Origin of the sequence: Verrucosispora sp. FIM060022 (assembly GCF_003977705.1) — a bacterium.
Lineage (GTDB): Bacteria > Actinomycetota > Actinomycetes > Mycobacteriales > Micromonosporaceae > Micromonospora > Micromonospora gifhornensis.
Genome location: NZ_RQIV01000002.1, coordinates 446,550 through 463,925, shown reverse-complemented (window position 1 = coordinate 463,925; position 17,376 = coordinate 446,550). Strand labels below are relative to the sequence as shown.

The window sequence follows — 17,376 nt, the reverse complement described above, 5'->3', positions numbered from 1 at the left end:
GGTCAGGTCAGCGAAGCGAAAGCCTGAACCTGATCGATGGTTCCCTCGACGATGACGATGTCGTCGGGGCCGAGCAGCAGGCTGTCGGAGACGTAGCGATAGCGCTGCTCGGCTGGCCGCTTGACCCCGATGATCCGTATCCCGTAGCGGTCGAGCAGTTGCTGTTCGCTGACACGATGCCCAGCCATCGGGGCGGGCACGTGCATCTTCGCGATGGCGAAGGCGTCACCGAACTCCATGAAGTCGAGCATCCGGCTGGCGATCAGATGGGCCATTCGCTCGCCGGTCTCCTTCTCGGGAAAGATCACGTGTTGCGCGCCGACCGCTGACAGGATCTTCGAATGCTGCGTCGAGGTGGCCCGCGCCCAGATCTGCGGCACGCCCAACTCGACAAGCGCGAGCACGGTGAGCACGCTGGACTCCAGGGAAGCGCCGATGGCCACGACGACCCGGTTCAGGTCGGCCACCCCGAGTTGGCGTAACGCCTGGCCGTCGGTGGAATCGGCCTGCGCCACCTGGTCGAGCAGGGCCGACCATTTCTGCACCCGCCGGGAATCACGATCGATGGCGAGCACTTCGTGACCGAGAGCGCTCAGCGATTCGGCCAGCCGGGAGCCGAACCGGCCGAGGCCGATCACGGCGATGCCATCCGTGTCCGGTTTGCTAGCCGACAATGGGTTGCTCCTCTGGATAGCGGTAGAGCCGGTGACGGGTGTTCAGGGCGATCGCCGAGCCGAGCGTGAGCGGACCGACCCGGCCGATGTACATCAGCACGGTCAGCAGGAGAAGGCCGCTGTCAGGCAGGGCCGACGTCACGCCGGCCGACAGACCGGTGGTGCTGAACGCCGAGGTGATCTCGAACAGCGCCGAGTGGAACGGCACCTTGTTGGTCACGGCGATCAGCAGGGAGGTGCCGACGGCCACGATCGCGACGCTGAGCAGGCTGACCGTGACCGCCTGCCGCTGGCTGGCGGTGGCCACCCGCCGGTGCCCGACCGTGACGTCCGGCTCGCCCCGGATCTCCGCCCAGATGACGAAGGCGAGCAGGAAGAAGGTGGTGACCTTGATGCCTCCGGCGGTACTCGCGCTGCCACCACCGATGAACATCAATCCGGTCAGCAGCGGATAACTCTCCTCCCGCAGGCCGGTGGTGGACACCACCTCGATCCCGCCGGTACGCGACAGCGCGATCTGGGTGAACGCGGCGAGCAGCTTGTCGGTGACGGCGTACTGGCCGATGGTCCGGGCGTTGCCCCACTCGATCAGCAGGAACGTCAGGAAACCGAGGCCGACCAGAGCGGCGCTGCCCCAGATGGTCAACTTGGTGGCGACCGCCCACCGGGTCGGTCGGCGCCACTCGCGGGCCGCCTCGAACAGGGCTGGAAATCCGAGGCCGCCGATGATGCTGCCGAGCGCCAACGGCAGGCTCACCCACGGGTCGCGGGAGAAGGACAGCAGGCCGTGCGGGTAGAGCGAGAAGCCGGAGTTGTTGAACGCCTGGATGGCGTGGAAGCCGCCCGACCACAGGGCACGCCCCAGCGGGTAGTCGTAGCCCAGCCAGAGCCGCGCGGTGACGATGGCCGTCATCACCGTCTCGCAGACCAGCACCGTCCCCCCGATGTGCAGCAGCAGGCGACGGAGGTTGCCGATCCCGTACTCCAGCGTTTCTGCCTGCACCAGCATCCGGTTGTGCAGACCGAGCCGCCGGGACACCGTCAGGATCACCAACGCGGCGCCGGTGAGGATGCCCAACCCGCCGATCTGCGTGAGCACCGTGATCACGATCAGGCCGGGGGTGGACCAGAATCCCGGTGTGTCCACGACGGCCAGCCCGGTGACCGAGATCGCCGAGGTGGCGGTGAACAGTGCGGTGAGCGTCGGCGCTGCCTCGTGGCGGACCGTCATCGACGGCAGCATCAGCAGACCGGTGCCGATTCCGATCGCCAGGAGGAAAGCGAGCGGCACCAGCCGTACGGGGTGACGAAGGAACCGGCGCACCAGACAATCCTCTGATTTCAACCGATCCCGAACTGCGGAAATCGAAATCCCGAGGATTCGCCGGACGGTCAGGTGCGGACCAACTGACCCGACGGACCGGACGGTTCTGCTGAGCCGGGCGTCTTCACCGACCACCCGTACACCGCAGTCGCCGCCCGCGCCGGCTTTCCCCACCGCTGAGTTTCGCCGCTGAACTAGCCCTTGATCACGCTCGATCTAGGAACGAGTGGCTTCGTCATCGCAGCGATGCCACTCGATCCCGGATCGAGCGCGATCATGTTCCTGTTCGAGTGGGCTCGTGCTCGTTGCGCGAACTCGATCGGGTGGCGCGGCCCTCAGCGCGGCGACGATCGATCGTCCGATCCTGATCTGAGGCCGGCGTTGATGAACGTGATTCCTAGGAGCACGCCGATGCCGGTCAGGACCATTGCCGCCGTGATGATGCCGAACGTTAGCGCGAGGCCGACCAGCGCCAGCCCGCACGCCGCGACCAGGAACGCACCGCCTTTGACCAGGTTGTTGTCGGCCAAGGTCGACTCCACTCCACAGGGTAGTTGTCGTGTCCCCGCATTGTCGGACGGCCAGTGCTCGCAGGGGCGAGGGATGTCGCCTTGGGATTGTCGCGCGAGATGCTCAGCGACGTAAGACGGCCGGTACGACAGTCTCCGCAGAGGATGCGCCAGCCGTACGTCAGTGGGTGTTCTGTGACCAGCCATTCGACGGCGGCGGCCGAAGCGTGCGCACCGCCGAACACGGCGGACCCCTGCCAGCGCTCCTGAGTCCGGCGCTCTGCATGCACGATGACCCGACGGGCCGGGTGGTGGGGGAGGGCGACACAGGGTGGGGCTTGGCCGTGGGAGGTTGGGCCATGGTTTCGCCGACGGGTCACTACCTCATCGTTATCGCTGTAACCGGAAGCCACCCACCTCTGGCGACTTGTGTGCTTCCGCCACATAGCCCGTGGGTGACGTCACTTCTAGCGTGAGCCGACACATAAGGTTTCCCTCCCTCTGAGTCCTCACGTGGAGTCGCAATGACGGTCCGGACGACACGGCGGGTGTTCCTGTCCGCCGCAACGATGATGGCCGCGACGATGGTCGCCACGGCCTGTGGCAGCCCGCAGGACACCGCCAACGGCGGTGGCGACAGCGCCGCGCCGGTGAAGGTTGGCCTGGTCTACTCCCAGTCGGGTGCGCTGGCCAGTTACGGAAAGCAGTACATCGAAGGGTTCCGGGCCGGTCTGGACTTCGCCACCGGCGGCACCAACAAGGTCGGCGACCGGGCGATCGAGATCACCGAGGTCGACGACGCCGGTGACCCGGCGAAGGCGGTCTCCGCGGCGAAGGATCTGATCGGCAAGGGCAACAAGATCATCGCTGGCTCGACAGCGTCCGGTGTGGCGCTTCAGGTCGCCCCGATCGCCGCCCAGAACAAGGTGCTGTTCATCTCCGGCCCGGCCGCCACCGACGCGGTTACCGGCGTGAACAAGTACACCTTCCGCTCCGGCCGTCAGTCGTACCAGGACGTGGTGACCGCCAGGTCGTTCATCGGTGACCCGACCGGCAAGAAGGTCGTGGTGTTCGCCCAGGACGGCGCGTTCGGTGACGCCAACGAGGCGGCGGTGAAGGAGATCATCGGGGGTGCCGGGGCGACCGTCAGCGCGGTCCGGGCACCGGCCAGCGCCACCGAGTTCACCCCGTTCGCCAGCCAGATCAAGTCCGCCAAGCCGGACCTGCTCTTCGTCGCCTGGGCCGGCACCACCGCCCCGGCGATGTGGCAGACGCTGGACCAGCAGGGCGTACTCAGCTCCACCACGGTCGTCACCGGCCTGGACATCCGCGCCTCCTGGCCCACCTTCGGCGCGGCCGGCACCAAGATCTCCTTCCTGTCGCACTACTTCGACGGGGCCAGCGACACCGAGGCGGCCAAGGCCGCAAAGGCGAAGATCCCCGGTGGCACCCTCGACCTGTTCCACCCGGACGGCTTCGCCGCCGCCCAGATGGTGGTGCGGGCCGTGCAGGAGGGCGGCGACGACGTCGAGAAGATGATCACCGCGCTGGAGGGCTGGAGCTTCGAGGGCGTGAAGGGCACCATGACCATCCGCGCCGAGGACCACGCCCTGCTCCAGCCGATGTACCAGGCGAGCCTGACCGGCAGCGGCGACACCTTCACCGCCACCGCCCAGAAGGCACTCACCGGTGACGAGGCCGCGCCGCCGGTCCAGGCGATGAAGGGCTGAGGTACGCCATGCTCGCCACCCGCGGTCTGACCTGGCGGATCGGTGAGGTCGCCATCGTCGACGCCGTCGACATCGACCTGGCACCCGGGGAGTTCCTCGGCGTGATCGGGCCCAACGGCGCCGGCAAGACCTCACTGTTCAACCTGATCACCGGCCTGCGTCGGCCCACCGAGGGCCAGGTCACCCTGGACGGGCAGGACATCTCCACCCTGCCGCCGCACCGGCGGGCCCGGCTCGGCCTGGGGCGTACCTTCCAGGCGTCCTCGGTCTTCGGCTCGCTGAGCGTGCGGGAGAACGTCCGGCTCGCTGTGCAGGCACACCGCGGGGGCTCGATGAAGCTGTGGCGGCGGGCGGCGGCCGACCGGGAGGTGGCCGCCGCCGCCGACGCGGCGCTGGACCGGGTCGGCCTCACCCACCGAGGTACGGCGTTGGCCGGCACCCTCGCGCACGGCGAGAAGCGCAAGCTGGAGATCGCGCTGCTGCTGGCCGGCGAACCACGGGTGATGCTGCTCGACGAACCGATGGCCGGGGTCAGCGCCGAGGACGTGCCGGAACTGGTCCAGGTCATCCGCTCGTTGACCGGCGACAGCGGTCGGTCGGTGCTGATGGTCGAGCACCACATGGACGTGATCCTCGAACTGGCCGACCGGATCGCCGTGATGCACCACGGTGCCCTGCTGGCCTGCGACACCCCGGAGACGGTGATGGCCAACCCGACGGTGCAAGAGGCCTACCTGGGGGAGGAGCTCTGATGGAGCCGATCTTGGCAGTGCAGGACCTGTCGGTACGGATCGCCGGACTGCACATCCTGCAAGGGGTGTCGTTCACGGTCGCGCCGACCGGGGTCACCGTGCTGCTCGGCCGCAACGGCGTCGGCAAGACCACCACGCTGCGCGCCCTGGTCGGGCTGACCCCCCGCGACGGCGAGGTACGCGGCACCGTCCGGATGCAGTCGGCGACGCTGCTCGGCCAACCGACACACCGGCTGGTGCGCGGCGGGCTCGGCTACGTGCCGGAGGACCGGTGCGTCTTCGCCGGACTCACCGTCGCGGAGAACCTGCGGCTCGCCGAACGGCGCGGCAGCACCCCGGCGTACGACCGGGTCTTCGCGCTCTTTCCCGAGTTGCAGCGACGGTCCCGGCAGCGGGCCGGTTCGCTCTCCGGTGGGCAGCAGCAGATGCTCGCCATCGGCCGGGTGCTGATCAACGACAACCGGCTGCTGCTGGTCGACGAGCCGACCAAGGGGTTGGCACCGAAGGTGGTGACCGAGGTGGCCGAGGTTTTGGCGCGGGTCGCCGAATCCGTGCCGGTGCTGCTTGTGGAGCAGAACCTGGCCGTGGTCCGGCGGCTGGCCCGGGACGCGGTGGTGCTGGCCGCCGGCCAGGTGGCCTGGACCGGCGACGCCCAGCGGCTGCTGGCGGAGACCGAGCTGACCCGGTCGCTGCTCGGCGTCGGCTCGGCCGAGGGGCACCACGCCGCGCCCGGCAGCCATCACGCCGCGCCCGGCGCCGGACGGAAGGACGGGCACTGATGGACGCGGTCATCCTGTTGACGCTGACCGGGCTCGGTCTGGCGGCGCTCTACTTCCTGGTGGCCTCCGGCCTGTCACTGGTCTTCGGCCTGGCCGACGTGCTCAACTTCGCGCACGGGCTGTTCCTCGGCGTCGGGGCGTACGCGACCTGGTGGGCGGCGGGGAACCTGCCCGGCGCGGGGCCGGACGGCTTCGGCTTCGTGGTCGCGGTCGCCTTCGGGGTGGCCGCCGGCACGCTGATGGCGGTGCTGGTCGAGCTGGTGCTGATCCGGCCGCTCTACTCCCGCACCATCGAGCAGGTGCTGGTCACCGTCGGCCTCTCCCTGGCCGGAGTGGCGTTGTTGCAGGCCACCTGGGGTGCCGACGCCCGACCGTTCCCACGTCCGGAGTGGACCCGGCAGGTGACGACGATCCTCGGTGCACAGGTACCCAACGGGGGGTTGCTGCTGATCGTCGCCGCGGTGCTGGTGCTCGCCGCGATCCTGGCCTTCCTCCAGTGGACCCGCTACGGCCTGATCATCCGGGCCGGGGTGGAGAACCGGGAGATGGTGACCGCGCTGGGCATCGACGTCCGCAAGGCGTTCACCCTGGTCTTCGCCATCGGTGGCGCGGCGGCGGCGCTGGCCGGCGCGCTGGGCAGCGTCTACTTCGGCACCGTCTCACCCCAGCAGGGCGGCTCGCTGCTGATCTTCGCGTTCATCGTGGTGGTCATCGGCGGCATGGGTTCGGTCGTCGGGTCCGCGTACGCGGCGGTTGCGGTCGGGCTGCTGCAACAGTTCGTCAACTACTACGGCACCTCCGGGCTGGGCGACATCTGCGTGGTCGCGCTGCTGGCCGTGGTGCTGCTGCTGCGCCCGCAGGGCATCGCCGGAAAGGTGGCTACGGCATGACCGAGGTCAAGAGTCCCGAGGTCACGGCACCTGCGGCGGCGGTGCCGTCGGAGTCGACCGGCTGGTCCCGGCTGCGCCCGTTCCTGCCCCTGGTCGTGCTGGCCGTGGCGCTGATCCTGCCGTACTCGACGCTGCACCTGCCGGGCGTCTTCGAGGGCGCGCTGAACTCGCCCGGCACCCTGCAACTGCTCGCCGTCTGCCTGGTCTTCGGCGGCCTGGCGGCCGGCTACGACCTGCTGTTCGGGCGGACCGGGATGCTCTCCTTCGGGCACGCCCTCTACTTCGCCGCCGGGGTGTACGGCACCGACATCCTGATCACCCGGGTCGGGTTGCCGCTCTGGCAGGCCGCGCCGCTGGCGATCGTCGGCGGGATCATCCTCGCCGGTCTGGTCGGCGCGGTGGCCCTGCGTACGGTCGGCATCGCCTTCGCCATGGTGACGCTGGCCTTCGCCCAGGTCGGGGCGATCCTGGTGGCCCGCGACTTCGGTGGGCTCACCGGTGGTGAGGAGGGGCTGCCGCTGGACGTGACCGGGGTGCCGTCCGGGCTGGTCGGGGTGGCCAACACGGTAAACCTGTACTGGCTGGCGTTGGCGTACCTGGTCGTGGTGGTCTTCGTGGTGCACCGGGTCAGCAACTCGCCGACCGGGCGGGTGCTGGCCGGGGTACGCGACGACGAGCGGCGCATCGGCGTGCTCGGGCTCGATCCGTACCGTTTCAAGCTTGTCGCCTTCACCCTGGCCGGTGGTCTCGCGGCGGCGGGCGGGGTGGTCTACTGCCTGATCGTCGGCGGTGCCTCCCCGCACATCACCAGCAGTGAGCTGACCCTGTCGCTGCTGGTGATGGTGGTGCTCGGTGGCCCTGGCACCCGCTGGGGCCCGGTACTGGGCGGCATCCTCTACATGTACCTGGACCACCGCCTGATCTCGGTGGGCAGTTCCGGTGCGATCGACGCGCTGCCGGCCTTCCTCAGCCGGCCGCTGTCGCAGCCACTCTTCGTCCTCGGCACCGTCTTCATCCTGGCCGTCTACTTCTTCCCCGGTGGCCTGGCCAGTCTCGCCCCCCGGCTCGCCCTGCTGCGCAACGCTCTGCGCCTCGGCCCGCGTCGGGAGAGCTGACCACGGGCTGGCGGGCGGCACACCGCGCCGCCCGCTAGCCTCGTGATCCAGGGAGCACCGGGACGCGGGGGAGCGTGGCGTGGACGAGCGGTTGGCAGTGGTCAGCGGCGGTGGTACGGGAATCGGGGCGGCCGTGGCGCGGACGCTCGTCGCCGACGGGTGCTCGGTGCTGGTCCTCGGCCGGCGGGCGGAGGTGCTCGCGACGACCGCCGAACGGATCGGGGCGGAGACCGGCCGACCGGAGGCGGTACGCGCGGTAAGTGTCGACCTCACCGACCCCGAGCAGATCGGCCGGGTGGTCGAGGCGGTCGACGGGCGGCCGGTCGACGTGCTTGTCAACAACGCAGGCGGCTTCCACAGCGCGCAGGACGACACGCTGGCCGGGATCGCCGCGAACTGGCGGGCGACCCTGGACACCAACGTGCTCACCGCCGTGCTGCTCACCGCGGCGCTGCGACCGGCGCTGCGTCGTCCCGGCGGGCGGGTGATCCTGATCAGTTCGATCGCCGCCCAGCGGGGCGGAGGTGACGCGTACTCGGCGGCGAAGGCGGCACTGCACGGCTGGGCGTACAGTCTCGCGGCCGAACTCGGGCCCGAGCAGATCACGGTCAACGTGGTCAGCCCCGGCTACGTCGCGGAGACCGAGTTCTTCGTCGGCCGGATGACCCCCGAGGGCCACGCCAAGCGGGTCGCCGCGACCCTCGTCGGCCGAGCCGGCACCCCCGACGACATCGCCGAATCCGTCCGCTACCTCGCCAGCCCCGCCGCCAGCTTCGTCACCGCCCAGATCCTCGGCGTCAACGGCGGCTCAGTCCTGGGCCGCTGACCCCCGCGCGCCTCCCCCTCAGCCCGCGTTGATCAAGAGGTTTGCGTCTGGATCGGGGTGCCTGCAGACGCAAACCTCTTGATCAACCTCGCGCTGCGGTCAGCCGTTGAGGAGGTCGTAGGCGGAGGTGGGGGCCTTCTGGGCCTTGTCGGGGGTGAGGGCGGTGATGGGGGGAGTGGTGCCGAAGTCGTAGTACTCCACCACGTACTCGCTCGCCTTCTTCTTGCCGGCGGCGGGGATCTTCAGGGTGAGCGTGGTGAGGTTGCCGTCCGCGCCGACGACGGCGGTGAACGGGATCGGCTCGGCGGCGTCGCCGAGCGTGGCGATTCCCTCCAGGGCGTCCGCCAGGTCCGGCTGGTCGGTCGGGTCGATCACTCCGGTGTACGACCCGGCCTCGCCGGCCTGCACGTCGCTGGCGGCGCGAATGATCACCTCGGCGTTGCCGGGGTCGGTGCCCTGGTACGTGGGCAGCGTGTCCGGACCGTCGAGCTTCGCCGGGTCCATCTCCATCCATTTGGTGGGCAGCTTCATCAGCTTCTGGATGTCCTTCGAACCCTTGAAGTTGACCTTCATCCAGGTCCGCGAGTCGACCATCCGGAAGGACATCTCCAGGGTGAAGTCCTTGTCCTTGGTGACGGTGTCGATGTCCATACCCTGGTTCGCCGGGTCGATCACGCCGGACACGTCGCCGGAGGTGTCGCTGGTGGTGAAGCGGAAGGCCGGGTCCTCGTCGGTCGGCACCGCCGCCAGCAACTCCTGCTTCGGGTCCGGTGGCGGCGGCGCCGCCTGCGGCGTCTCGTCGTCGCAGCCGGCCACCAGAGCGACGGTGAGCAGGGCCACCGCGGTGACCGCGATCCGCCGGCCCGTGACGGTGATGCCGGTTCGCTGTGTCATCTCGTCCTCTCTCACTGATCGAACGGCATCGTATGCCAGCGGTTGCGGCCGCGCTGTCGGTGACCCTTCGGGCGCTGGTAGAAAGGCCGGATGAGCCAGGAACGCAGCATGGTCCGGGAACGCGCCGAGGAGGTGCTGCGGCGGTTGGCCGGCAGTCACGCCCGGCTCCGCGAGGACCAGTGGAGGGCGATCGAGGCGCTGGTGGTCGACCGGCGGCGGGTGCTCTGCGTGCAACGTACGGGCTGGGGCAAGTCGGCCGTCTACTTCGTGGCCACCGCGTTGCTGCGCGACCAGCCCCGCCCCGCCGGGCCGACGGTGATCGTCTCGCCGCTGCTGGCGCTTATGCGTAACCAGGTCGAGGCCGCCGCCCGCGCCGGCATCCGGGCTCGCACCATCAACTCCGCGAACCTCGACGAGTGGGACGCGATCACCGCGGAGATCCACGCCGGAGCGGTGGACGTGCTGCTGATCAGCCCGGAACGGCTGAACAATCCGGACTTCCGCGACGGTGTGCTGCCGAAACTCGCCGCCACCACCGGCCTGCTGGTGGTCGACGAGGCGCACTGCGTCTCCGACTGGGGGCACGACTTCCGGCCGGACTACCGCCGGCTGCGTACCTTTCTGGGCAACCTGCCGGCACACACGCCGGTGCTGGCCACCACGGCCACCGCCAACGCCCGGGTGACCCGGGACGTGGCCGAGCAACTCGGCACTGAGGTAGCTGTCCCCGGGCCCGAGGTGCTGGTGCTGCGGGGCAGCCTGGACCGCGAGTCGTTGCGGCTGGGCGTACTCGACCTGCCCACCCCGGCGCACCGGCTCGGCTGGCTCGCCGACCACCTGGACCGACTGCCGGGCTCTGGCATCATCTACACGTTGACCGTGGCCTCGGCGACGGAGACCGCCGAGTTCCTGCGGACCCGGGGCTGGTCGGTGGCGGCGTACACCGGGCAGGCGGAGGACACCGACCGCCGCGCCGCCGAACAGGACCTGCTCGACAACAAGATCAAGGCGCTGGTGGCGACAAGCGCCCTCGGCATGGGCTTCGACAAGCCGGACCTCGGTTTCGTGGTGCACCTGGGTGCCCCGCCCTCACCGATCGCCTACTACCAGCAGGTCGGCCGGGCCGGTCGGGCCGTCGAACACGCCGAGGTGCTGCTGCTGCCCGGCGTCGAGGACGTGGCCATCTGGCGGTACTTCGCCTCGCTCGCCTTCCCGCCCGAGGAGCAGGTCCGCGCGGTCCTCGCCGCCCTGCACACCGACCGGCCGCTCTCCACCCAGGCCCTCGAACCACTTGTCGACCTGCGGCGGGCCCGCCTGGAGATGATGCTCAAGGTGCTCGACGTCGACGGCGCCGTCCGTCGGGTCCGCGGCGGCTGGCTCGCCACCGGCGAGCCCTGGACCTACGACGCCGACCGGTTGCGCCGCGTCGCCACCGCCCGCGCCGCCGAGCAACAGGCCATGCTGGAGTACGCCTCGACGACCGGTTGCCGGATGCGTTACCTGCGCGAGTGCCTCGACGACGCCGGGGCCACCGACTGCGGCCGGTGCGACCGGTGCGCCAAACCCCTGTTCACGCCCGAGGTGTCACCGGCGGCGTTGACTGCCGCACAGACCTTCCTCGGCCGACCCGGTGTGCCGATCGCGCCGAAGAAGCTCTGGCCGACCGGGCTTGAGGCGGTCGGCGTACCCCTCAAGGGGCGGATCGCCCCGGCGGAGCAGGCGCTGCCCGGCCGGGCCGTGGGCCGGCTCTCCGACCTCGGGTGGGGTGACCGGCTGCGCGGCCTGGTCGGGCCCGGCACCCCGGACGGGCCGGTGCCCGACGACGTGGCCGCGGCCGTCATCGAGGTGCTCAAGGCGTGGGCGCACGGCGACGACCCGTGGCCCAGCCGCCCGGCCGGGGTGGTCACCGTCGACTCGACGAGCCACCCCATCCTGATCGACTCGCTGGCGCAGCGAATCGCCGCCGTCGGACGCATCCCGCTGCTGGGTCGAGTGGTCCTCACCGGCCCGTCCGGCGCCCCACGCGGAAACAGCGCCCAGCGGGTACGCGCCCTGCACGGCACCCTCACCGTGCCCGACCCGCTCGCCGCCGCCCTGGCCGCCCTGACCGGCCCGGTCCTGCTCGTCGACGACCTGGTCGAAACCGGCTGGACCCTCACCCTGGCCACCCGCGAACTCCGCCGAGCCGCCGCCCCCGCCATCCTCCCCCTAGCCCTAGCCCTCACCGCCTAACCCCACCCACCCACCCACCCTCTCTCCCTCCCCACCCCCACCCCCACCCCCACCCCCACCCCCACCCCCACCCCCAGCCCCAGCCCCACCCCCTCCCACCCTCGCCCCCGCGATCTTGCACTTTTGGTCGGGGTATATCGGGCATAGGTGGTGTCTTGGCGACCAAAAGTGCAAGATCCCCCGCGAGTGGGTGGGGTGGGGTGGGGGTGGGAGGGAGGGCGAGTGGGGGAGGGGGCGGGGGTGGTGGTTACGGTGGGTGGGGAGCGGGAGGGAGAAGTGCGTGCTCGGGTCGGTGCGGGGGGACGAGAAGCAGGCTGAGCAGGGGGATCTGCCGGAGGCTGCGGTGGCGGTCGGTGACGGTGACCTGGCTGCGGCGGCACCCGATGGGGGGACCGTCCGGCTGGCGCTGGTGGTCGGTGGTCTGGTGCTGGCCGTACTGCTCGGGTTCGGGCTCGGTCGGATCAACAGCGGCGGAGCGGTGGCGGCGAGCGGGCCGCTGGACAGCGCGCTGACCGGCCACACCCACGCGCCGGGAACCGGTGCCCACTCGCACGAGGCGGGGCAGGCGGAGGCGACCGAGGCCGGTGGCCTGGCAGTCAGCCGTGCCGGCTACACCCTCGTACCGCTGTCCGCTGAATTCACCGCTGGGCAGGCAGGTGAGCTGCGGTTCCGCATCCAGGACGGGCAACGTCGACCGGTGACCCGGTTCGCGGTGGTGCACGACAAGCCGATGCACGTGATCGTGGTACGCCGTGACCTGAGCGGCTATCAGCACCTGCATCCGACCATGGCGGCCGACGGCACCTGGTCGGTGCCGCTGACCCTGCCGCAGCCGGGCATCTGGCGGGCGTACGCCGATTTCACGGCCCTCGCCGACGACGGCCGGCAGACCGCGACGACCCTCGGCGTGGACCTGGTCGCACCCGGGGCGTACGCGCCACGCGCCCTTCCCGACCCCGCGCCCAGCACCACCGTCGACGAGTTGACCGTGGGATACCAGGGCAGCCCGGAGCCCGGCCTCACCGTGCCGGTGAGCTTCCGGGTCACCGACGCGGACGGCAGCAGCCCGACCCTGGAGCATTACCTCGGGACGTTCGGCCACCTGGTCGCGCTGCGCGAGGGTGACCTCGGCTACCTGCACGTCCACCCGGAACCGGAGCTTGTGGACGGTGCGATCCAGTTCTGGCTGACCACGCCCGGGCCGGGGCGTTACCGCCTCTACCTGGACTTCGCCACCGGCGGTGTGGTGCGCACCGCCGAGTTCACCGTGCTCGTGCGCTGACCCGCGGGACGGGGTGACCGGGGCTCCTGCCCGGGCTCGCTACGTCAGCCGGCGCGGCGGATCGGGCGGCGGGCGAGGTAGCGCAGCAGGTCACGGATGTGGTGCTTCTCCTCGGCCGGCACGGTCGGATCCGCCAGCCGCTGCAGGATCACCCGGACGTCCGCCTCGACCGGGCCCTCGCTGCCCAGTCGCACCGGTCCCGAGCCGGTGTCGGGCAGGCCGAGCGCGCGGAATGCTGCCGCGACCGGCAGGTCCAGGGCGGCGCAGAAGCCGCGTACCTTGGCCAGCTCCGGGTAGTCCTGCCAGTCGCCGGCCAGCCAGCGAAAGACGGTGGAACGACCGACTCCGGTGTGCGCGGCCAGGTCGGTGACGGTCCACCCACGTTCCTCGCGAGCGTCGTCGATAGCCCGTCGCACGAAGCGCGCAAACGCCATCTGTGGCGATATTTCTGCCGAACCCATCCGGTGGGTCTTCCCTCCCGACCGGCACCTGACGGTGCGTTCTTCGAGAGTAGTACGGGAGAAGCAGGAAACAATTGACTGGCCGACCAAGTGGTCTCGGGGGCGGGACCCGTACCCGCCTAACGATCCGCAGGCTTCTGACTGAGCAGGGTTTCCAGCCGGGGTGCGACACGCCACTGCTCGACCAACTGTCGGTATTCCGCCTGTTGATCGCGGGTCGGGGCGGCACCCGTACGCCTGGCCCGGATGAGCAGGTTGCGTGGCGTATGCGCGGACTCGACGAACTCGACCACCTCGGCCCGGTAGCCGTGCAGCCGCAGCAGCGCGGCACGCAGCGCGTCGGTGAGGACGTCCGCGAAGCGCTCCCGCAGGATGCCCTGCCGGGTCAGCAGCCCGTACGGCGCCGGCGTCCCACCGGCACGAAGCTGCGCCGCCACGTCGTGATGGCAACACGGTGCGGCCAGCACCCATCGCGCCCCCCACCGCACCGCCCGCGCCAGCGCCTCGTCGGTGGCGGTGTCACAAGCATGCAGTGCGAGTACGAGATCAGGCGCCGGCTCGACCACGGCGTCGGCGATGCTGCCGGCCACGAAACGCACCCGATCAGCCCAGCCCAGCCGCTCGGCCAACTCGGTGTTACGGCGACGCTGATCCTCGCGTACGTCCACACCGACCAGTTCCACGTCCAGACCACGCTGGGAGAGATACCGGTACGCGGCGAAGGTCAGGTAGGCGTTGCCGCAGCCGAGATCGACCACTCGCAGCGGCCCGGTCAGCTCACCGGGCAACGTGGCAGCCAGCGCCCGCAGGAAGGCGTCCACCTGCCGCCGCTTGGCCGCCGAACCGCCGATCTCCGCGAAGATCGGATCCCCCGGATCGAGCAGGTACGCCTTGGCCCGGTCATGCCCACCCGGCACCGCAACAGCCGACTGCTGGGACGCCGGTTCCTGCTGCCAGCGCTCCGTCACGCCGGCTGCCTGCTGCTGCCGCTCGGCCGTGTCGGCCAGTTGTCGGCCCTGCGTCGTGCCGACCTGCTGTTGTGCGCCAGGCTGGTCGCCGTTGGCCTGGACCGGCGGTGCCGTCCGCCTGCGGTGCACCTGCGCCTCGCCCGACTTGGTGACCCGCAGTTGCAGCGTGAGGTCCGTAGTCTCGACGTGCCAGTTGCCGAAAGGCTCGGCCAGCAGCGCCTCGACCGCCACGTCCGACTCCGGGCCCGGCGCCACATTGCGGGTGTACGGTCGCGCTCCATCGGAAGTGACGATCTGCAACCGAGAGCCGGCCTTGAGCGCGACCGGCCGCAGCTCCGCCCGGACCACCGAAGGACGTTGACCACGCCGTCGACCGGCGGCTACGGCTCGGGTCAACCCGGCACCGAGCAGCATCGAGCGGACCTCGGCCAAAGCAGCGTCCAACGGTTCGGGCATAACCCCATCTTCCCTGTCGACCCACCTCCCCCCGCCTCGGGCCTGCGCGTCCCCGCCTCGGGCCTACGTGCCTGGTCGCCCTAGCCACCTCAAGATCGCGCTCGATCAGGGATCGAGTGGCCTGGCAGAGCGAGCGACACCACTCGACCACTGATCGAGCACGATCATCGCGGTGGTCTGGGACGGTGGCGCTGCGTGCGCGCGAGTGGCACCGGGACAGAGACGCTGGCCGCAGGAAGAGGATGAGGTGCCAGTCGGAGTGGGCGCACGATGGCCGGGAGCGGCGGTGCGCGACCTCCGACGATCGGCTGAGGCGTCAACCCTTCAGAAGCGGTCGCGACAGAAAGGGCTCGGCGGGAGAAGTGCTGAGAACAAGTCGCAGGAGGGCAGAGACAAAAGGCCGCACCGCCCGGCAGGGGCGGTGCGGCGACGGGTACGGGTCGGTCAGTCGGTTGCTTCGGCTGCCGTACCGGCGGTGGATGCGACGCCACGGCGGCGCCGGCGGCGACGGGGGCGCGGGGCCTCGCCGGTGGCGCTCTCGGTGCCGGCGCTGGTCTCGGTGGTCGTGTCGGCGGCCGAGGTGGCGGCGTCGGTGCCGGTGACGACCTCGCCGGCGCGGCGGCGACGGCGACGGCGGGGGGTACGGCTGCTGCCCTCGCCGGTCGGGTCGGCGGACTCGGTGGTCACCGGGTCGGCGTCGCCGTCCTGACGCGTGCGGCCTGCGCCACGGTCGCGACCTTCACCGCGTTCGCGACCTTCACCGCGTCCACGCTCCCGGCGGCGTCCGCCGCGCGGTTCGCCTCGGCGTGAGCGGCCGCCGCCCAGGTCTTCCTCGACCTCGGCGGAGAGCCCGGCGCGGGTGCGCTCGGCGGTCGGCAGGGTGCCGGTCACGTCGGTCGGGATGTGCAGGTCGGTGTAGAGGTGCGGGGAGGTGTGGTACGTCTCCTGCGGCTCGGGCATGTCCAGCCCGAGGGTCTTGTCGATGATCCGCCAGCGCGGCATGTCGTCCCAGTCGACGAAGGTCACCGCGACACCGCTCGCGCCCGCCCGGCCGGTGCGGCCGATGCGGTGGGTGTAGGTGTCCTGGTCCTCCGGGCAGTCGTAGTTGATCACGTGGGTGACGCCGGTGACGTCGATGCCCCGGGCCGCGACGTCGGTGGCGACCAGGGTGTCGATCTTTCCGGCCCGGAAGGCCCGCAGGGCCCGCTCGCGGGCACCCTGGCCGAGGTCACCGTGTACGGCGGCGACGGCGAAGCCGCGGAAGTCGAGATCCTCGGCGACCCGGTCGGCGGCGCGCTTGGTCCGCGTGAAGATCATCGTCAGGCCGCGGCTCTCCGCCTGGAGGATCCGGGCGACGATCTCGACCTTGTTCATCGAGTGGGTGCGGTAGACCAGCTGCTCGGTCTGCGGGGACGGGCCGGTCTCCGCGGTGTGCCCGGCGTGGATCGTGATCGGGTGGCGCAGGAATCGCCGGGACAGCGTCACGATCGGGTCGGGCATGGTGGCCGAGAACAGCATGGTCTGCCGGTCCTCGGGCAGCATCGCCAGGATCCGCTCGACGTCGTCGAGGAAGCCCAGGTCGAGCATCCGGTCGGCCTCGTCCAACACCAGCGCACGGATGCCGTTCAGGCGCAGGTGCTTCTGCTTGGCGAGGTCGAGCAGCCGGCCCGGCGTGCCGACGAGGATCTCCACGCCCTTGCGCAGCGCCTCGACCTGCGGCTCGTACGCCACGCCGCCGTAGATCGGCAGCACGCGTACGCCCCGGGTGCGGCCGGCGGCCGCGATGTCCTTGGCGACCTGGATGCCCAGTTCGCGGGTGGGTACCACGACCAGCGCCTGGGGCAGGCCGTCGCCGCTGCCCTCGCCGGGCGCGAAGACCCGCTCCAGCAGCGGTACGCCGAAGCCGAGGGTCTTGCCGGTGCCCGTCGGTGCCTGCCCGATCAGGTCGGCGCCGCGCAGTGCGATCGGCAGCGCGTACTCCTGAATGGCGAAGGCGCGGGTGATGCCGGCCGCGGCCAGCGCCTCGACGGTCTCGGCGCGGGCGCCGAGCTCGGCGAAGGTCGGTGCCTCCGGTCGGACCGGGGCGGTCGGGGCCAGTTCCTGGCCTTCGGTGAGGTCTTGAGTCAGCTCACTCATATGGATTTGGGGGTGCCCTCTCGTGGGTGCGCCCCGTCATGTCCTCAGGGCGCGTTCGGTTTGGCGCGGGCCACACGGTCGGCGGCAGAAAGCCGAGCGGACCGGGCCGCACGCGCGCCGTGGGTCGGACTTCGACTCGGAATCGACCGTCACTCGGGATGGAAGCCATCCTCGATCGACTGCGACTCCGGCCGGATCGGCGCCTACGGCAACTCCTCCATGCTACCTGAACGGGCCTTACGCCGTCCTGATTCCGAACCGGCAAGCGTCACCGGGCGGGGTTGTATGTGATGTGTATCACCAGGTAGTGGGGTCTGTCGACCAGTTCGACGCTGGGTCGGGCGTCTC

General features: G+C 70.6%; 15 protein-coding genes. 8 read left to right on the top strand and 7 right to left on the bottom strand.

Annotation, left to right across the window (positions count from 1 at the left end; genetic code table 11):
* Window positions 1–2: 2 nt before the first annotated feature.
* The 3 genes from EG812_RS08690 to EG812_RS08680 all read right to left on the bottom strand — a co-directional run bounded on the left by EG812_RS08690 (window position 3) and on the right by EG812_RS08680 (window position 2,528).
* Window positions 3–674 (bottom strand): potassium channel family protein, encoded by a 672-nt coding sequence (locus EG812_RS08690; RefSeq protein WP_013736024.1) that lies wholly within the window; start codon window positions 672–674, stop codon window positions 3–5.
* A complete protein-coding gene (locus EG812_RS08685; RefSeq protein ID WP_013736023.1) occupies window positions 664–1,998 on the bottom strand; it encodes a TrkH family potassium uptake protein in 1,335 nt (444 codons plus the stop codon). Before EG812_RS08685 ends, EG812_RS08690 begins: the two co-directional genes overlap by 11 nt.
* Before the next feature lie 335 nt (window positions 1,999–2,333).
* Window positions 2,334–2,528, bottom strand: coding sequence for a hypothetical protein (locus tag EG812_RS08680; protein ID WP_126711288.1), 195 nt, complete (start codon window positions 2,526–2,528; stop codon window positions 2,334–2,336).
* 503 nt (window positions 2,529–3,031) lie between these two features.
* Here EG812_RS08680 and EG812_RS08670 point away from each other — a divergent pair.
* The 6 genes from EG812_RS08670 to EG812_RS08645 all read left to right on the top strand — a co-directional run bounded on the left by EG812_RS08670 (window position 3,032) and on the right by EG812_RS08645 (window position 8,599).
* Window positions 3,032–4,237 (top strand): substrate-binding domain-containing protein, encoded by a 1,206-nt coding sequence (locus EG812_RS08670; protein ID WP_043721991.1) that lies wholly within the window; start codon window positions 3,032–3,034, stop codon window positions 4,235–4,237.
* An 8-nt stretch (window positions 4,238–4,245) separates the two neighbouring features.
* Window positions 4,246–4,989, top strand: a complete 744-nt coding sequence (locus EG812_RS08665; protein WP_102660801.1) for an ABC transporter ATP-binding protein — start codon at window positions 4,246–4,248, stop codon at window positions 4,987–4,989.
* On the top strand, window positions 4,989–5,768 hold the full coding sequence (locus EG812_RS08660; protein WP_126711287.1) for an ABC transporter ATP-binding protein: 780 nt from the start codon (window positions 4,989–4,991) through the stop codon (window positions 5,766–5,768). The genes EG812_RS08665 and EG812_RS08660 overlap by 1 nt, the downstream gene beginning before the upstream one ends.
* Entirely contained in the window at window positions 5,768–6,658 is an 891-nt protein-coding gene (locus EG812_RS08655) for a branched-chain amino acid ABC transporter permease (protein ID WP_126711286.1), read from the top strand. The genes EG812_RS08660 and EG812_RS08655 overlap by 1 nt, the downstream gene beginning before the upstream one ends.
* Complete coding sequence (locus EG812_RS08650; RefSeq protein ID WP_013736017.1) at window positions 6,655–7,773, top strand: branched-chain amino acid ABC transporter permease; 1,119 nt, start codon at window positions 6,655–6,657, stop codon at window positions 7,771–7,773. Before EG812_RS08655 ends, EG812_RS08650 begins: the two co-directional genes overlap by 4 nt.
* Window positions 7,774–7,852: 79 nt before the next feature.
* A complete protein-coding gene (locus tag EG812_RS08645) occupies window positions 7,853–8,599 on the top strand; it encodes an SDR family NAD(P)-dependent oxidoreductase (RefSeq protein WP_043721990.1) in 747 nt (248 codons plus the stop codon).
* Between the two features lie 99 nt (window positions 8,600–8,698).
* Here the strand turns inward: EG812_RS08645 and EG812_RS08640 are convergent, their stop codons facing one another.
* The gene (locus EG812_RS08640) at window positions 8,699–9,493 is read right to left on the bottom strand and encodes a hypothetical protein (RefSeq protein ID WP_126711285.1); all 795 of its coding nucleotides are present in this window, start codon (window positions 9,491–9,493) and stop codon (window positions 8,699–8,701) included.
* A 90-nt stretch (window positions 9,494–9,583) separates the two neighbouring features.
* Here EG812_RS08640 and EG812_RS08635 point away from each other — a divergent pair, with 90 nt between their 5' ends.
* Together EG812_RS08635 and EG812_RS08625 are read left to right on the top strand one after the other, a co-directional pair.
* Window positions 9,584–11,725, top strand: a complete 2,142-nt coding sequence (locus EG812_RS08635) for a RecQ family ATP-dependent DNA helicase (RefSeq protein ID WP_126711284.1) — start codon at window positions 9,584–9,586, stop codon at window positions 11,723–11,725.
* A 280-nt stretch (window positions 11,726–12,005) separates the two neighbouring features.
* Complete coding sequence (locus tag EG812_RS08625; RefSeq protein ID WP_126711282.1) at window positions 12,006–13,007, top strand: DUF8832 domain-containing protein; 1,002 nt, start codon at window positions 12,006–12,008, stop codon at window positions 13,005–13,007.
* 44 nt (window positions 13,008–13,051) lie between these two features.
* Here the strand turns inward: EG812_RS08625 and EG812_RS08620 are convergent, their stop codons facing one another.
* The 3 genes from EG812_RS08620 to EG812_RS08610 form a co-directional block, all read right to left on the bottom strand.
* The gene (locus EG812_RS08620) at window positions 13,052–13,468 is read right to left on the bottom strand and encodes a helix-turn-helix domain-containing protein (protein ID WP_043721987.1); all 417 of its coding nucleotides are present in this window, start codon (window positions 13,466–13,468) and stop codon (window positions 13,052–13,054) included.
* Window positions 13,469–13,587: 119 nt separating this feature from the next.
* The gene (locus EG812_RS08615; RefSeq protein ID WP_126711281.1) at window positions 13,588–14,892 is read right to left on the bottom strand and encodes a class I SAM-dependent methyltransferase; all 1,305 of its coding nucleotides are present in this window, start codon (window positions 14,890–14,892) and stop codon (window positions 13,588–13,590) included.
* Window positions 14,893–15,336: 444 nt separating this feature from the next.
* Window positions 15,337–17,028 (bottom strand): DEAD/DEAH box helicase, encoded by a 1,692-nt coding sequence (locus EG812_RS08610; RefSeq protein WP_126711280.1) that lies wholly within the window; start codon window positions 17,026–17,028, stop codon window positions 15,337–15,339.
* Window positions 17,029–17,376 lie beyond the last annotated feature (348 nt).

Excerpts from the sequence above, each read along its gene's own strand:
- EG812_RS08670 (WP_043721991.1), top strand. The coding sequence starts at position 3,032 with ATGACGGTCCGGACGACACGGCGGGTGTTCCTGTCCGCCGCAACGATG.
- EG812_RS08665 (WP_102660801.1), top strand. The coding sequence starts at position 4,246 with ATGCTCGCCACCCGCGGTCTGACCTGGCGGATCGGTGAGGTCGCCATC.
- EG812_RS08660 (WP_126711287.1), top strand. The coding sequence starts at position 4,989 with ATGGAGCCGATCTTGGCAGTGCAGGACCTGTCGGTACGGATCGCCGGA.
- EG812_RS08655 (WP_126711286.1), top strand. The coding sequence starts at position 5,768 with ATGGACGCGGTCATCCTGTTGACGCTGACCGGGCTCGGTCTGGCGGCG.
- EG812_RS08650 (WP_013736017.1), top strand. The coding sequence starts at position 6,655 with ATGACCGAGGTCAAGAGTCCCGAGGTCACGGCACCTGCGGCGGCGGTG.
- EG812_RS08640 (WP_126711285.1), bottom strand. The coding sequence starts at position 9,493 with ATGACACAGCGAACCGGCATCACCGTCACGGGCCGGCGGATCGCGGTC.
- EG812_RS08635 (WP_126711284.1), top strand. The coding sequence starts at position 9,584 with ATGAGCCAGGAACGCAGCATGGTCCGGGAACGCGCCGAGGAGGTGCTG.
- EG812_RS08620 (WP_043721987.1), bottom strand. The coding sequence starts at position 13,468 with ATGGGTTCGGCAGAAATATCGCCACAGATGGCGTTTGCGCGCTTCGTG.
- EG812_RS08615 (WP_126711281.1), bottom strand. The coding sequence starts at position 14,892 with ATGCCCGAACCGTTGGACGCTGCTTTGGCCGAGGTCCGCTCGATGCTG.
- EG812_RS08610 (WP_126711280.1), bottom strand. The coding sequence starts at position 17,028 with ATGAGTGAGCTGACTCAAGACCTCACCGAAGGCCAGGAACTGGCCCCG.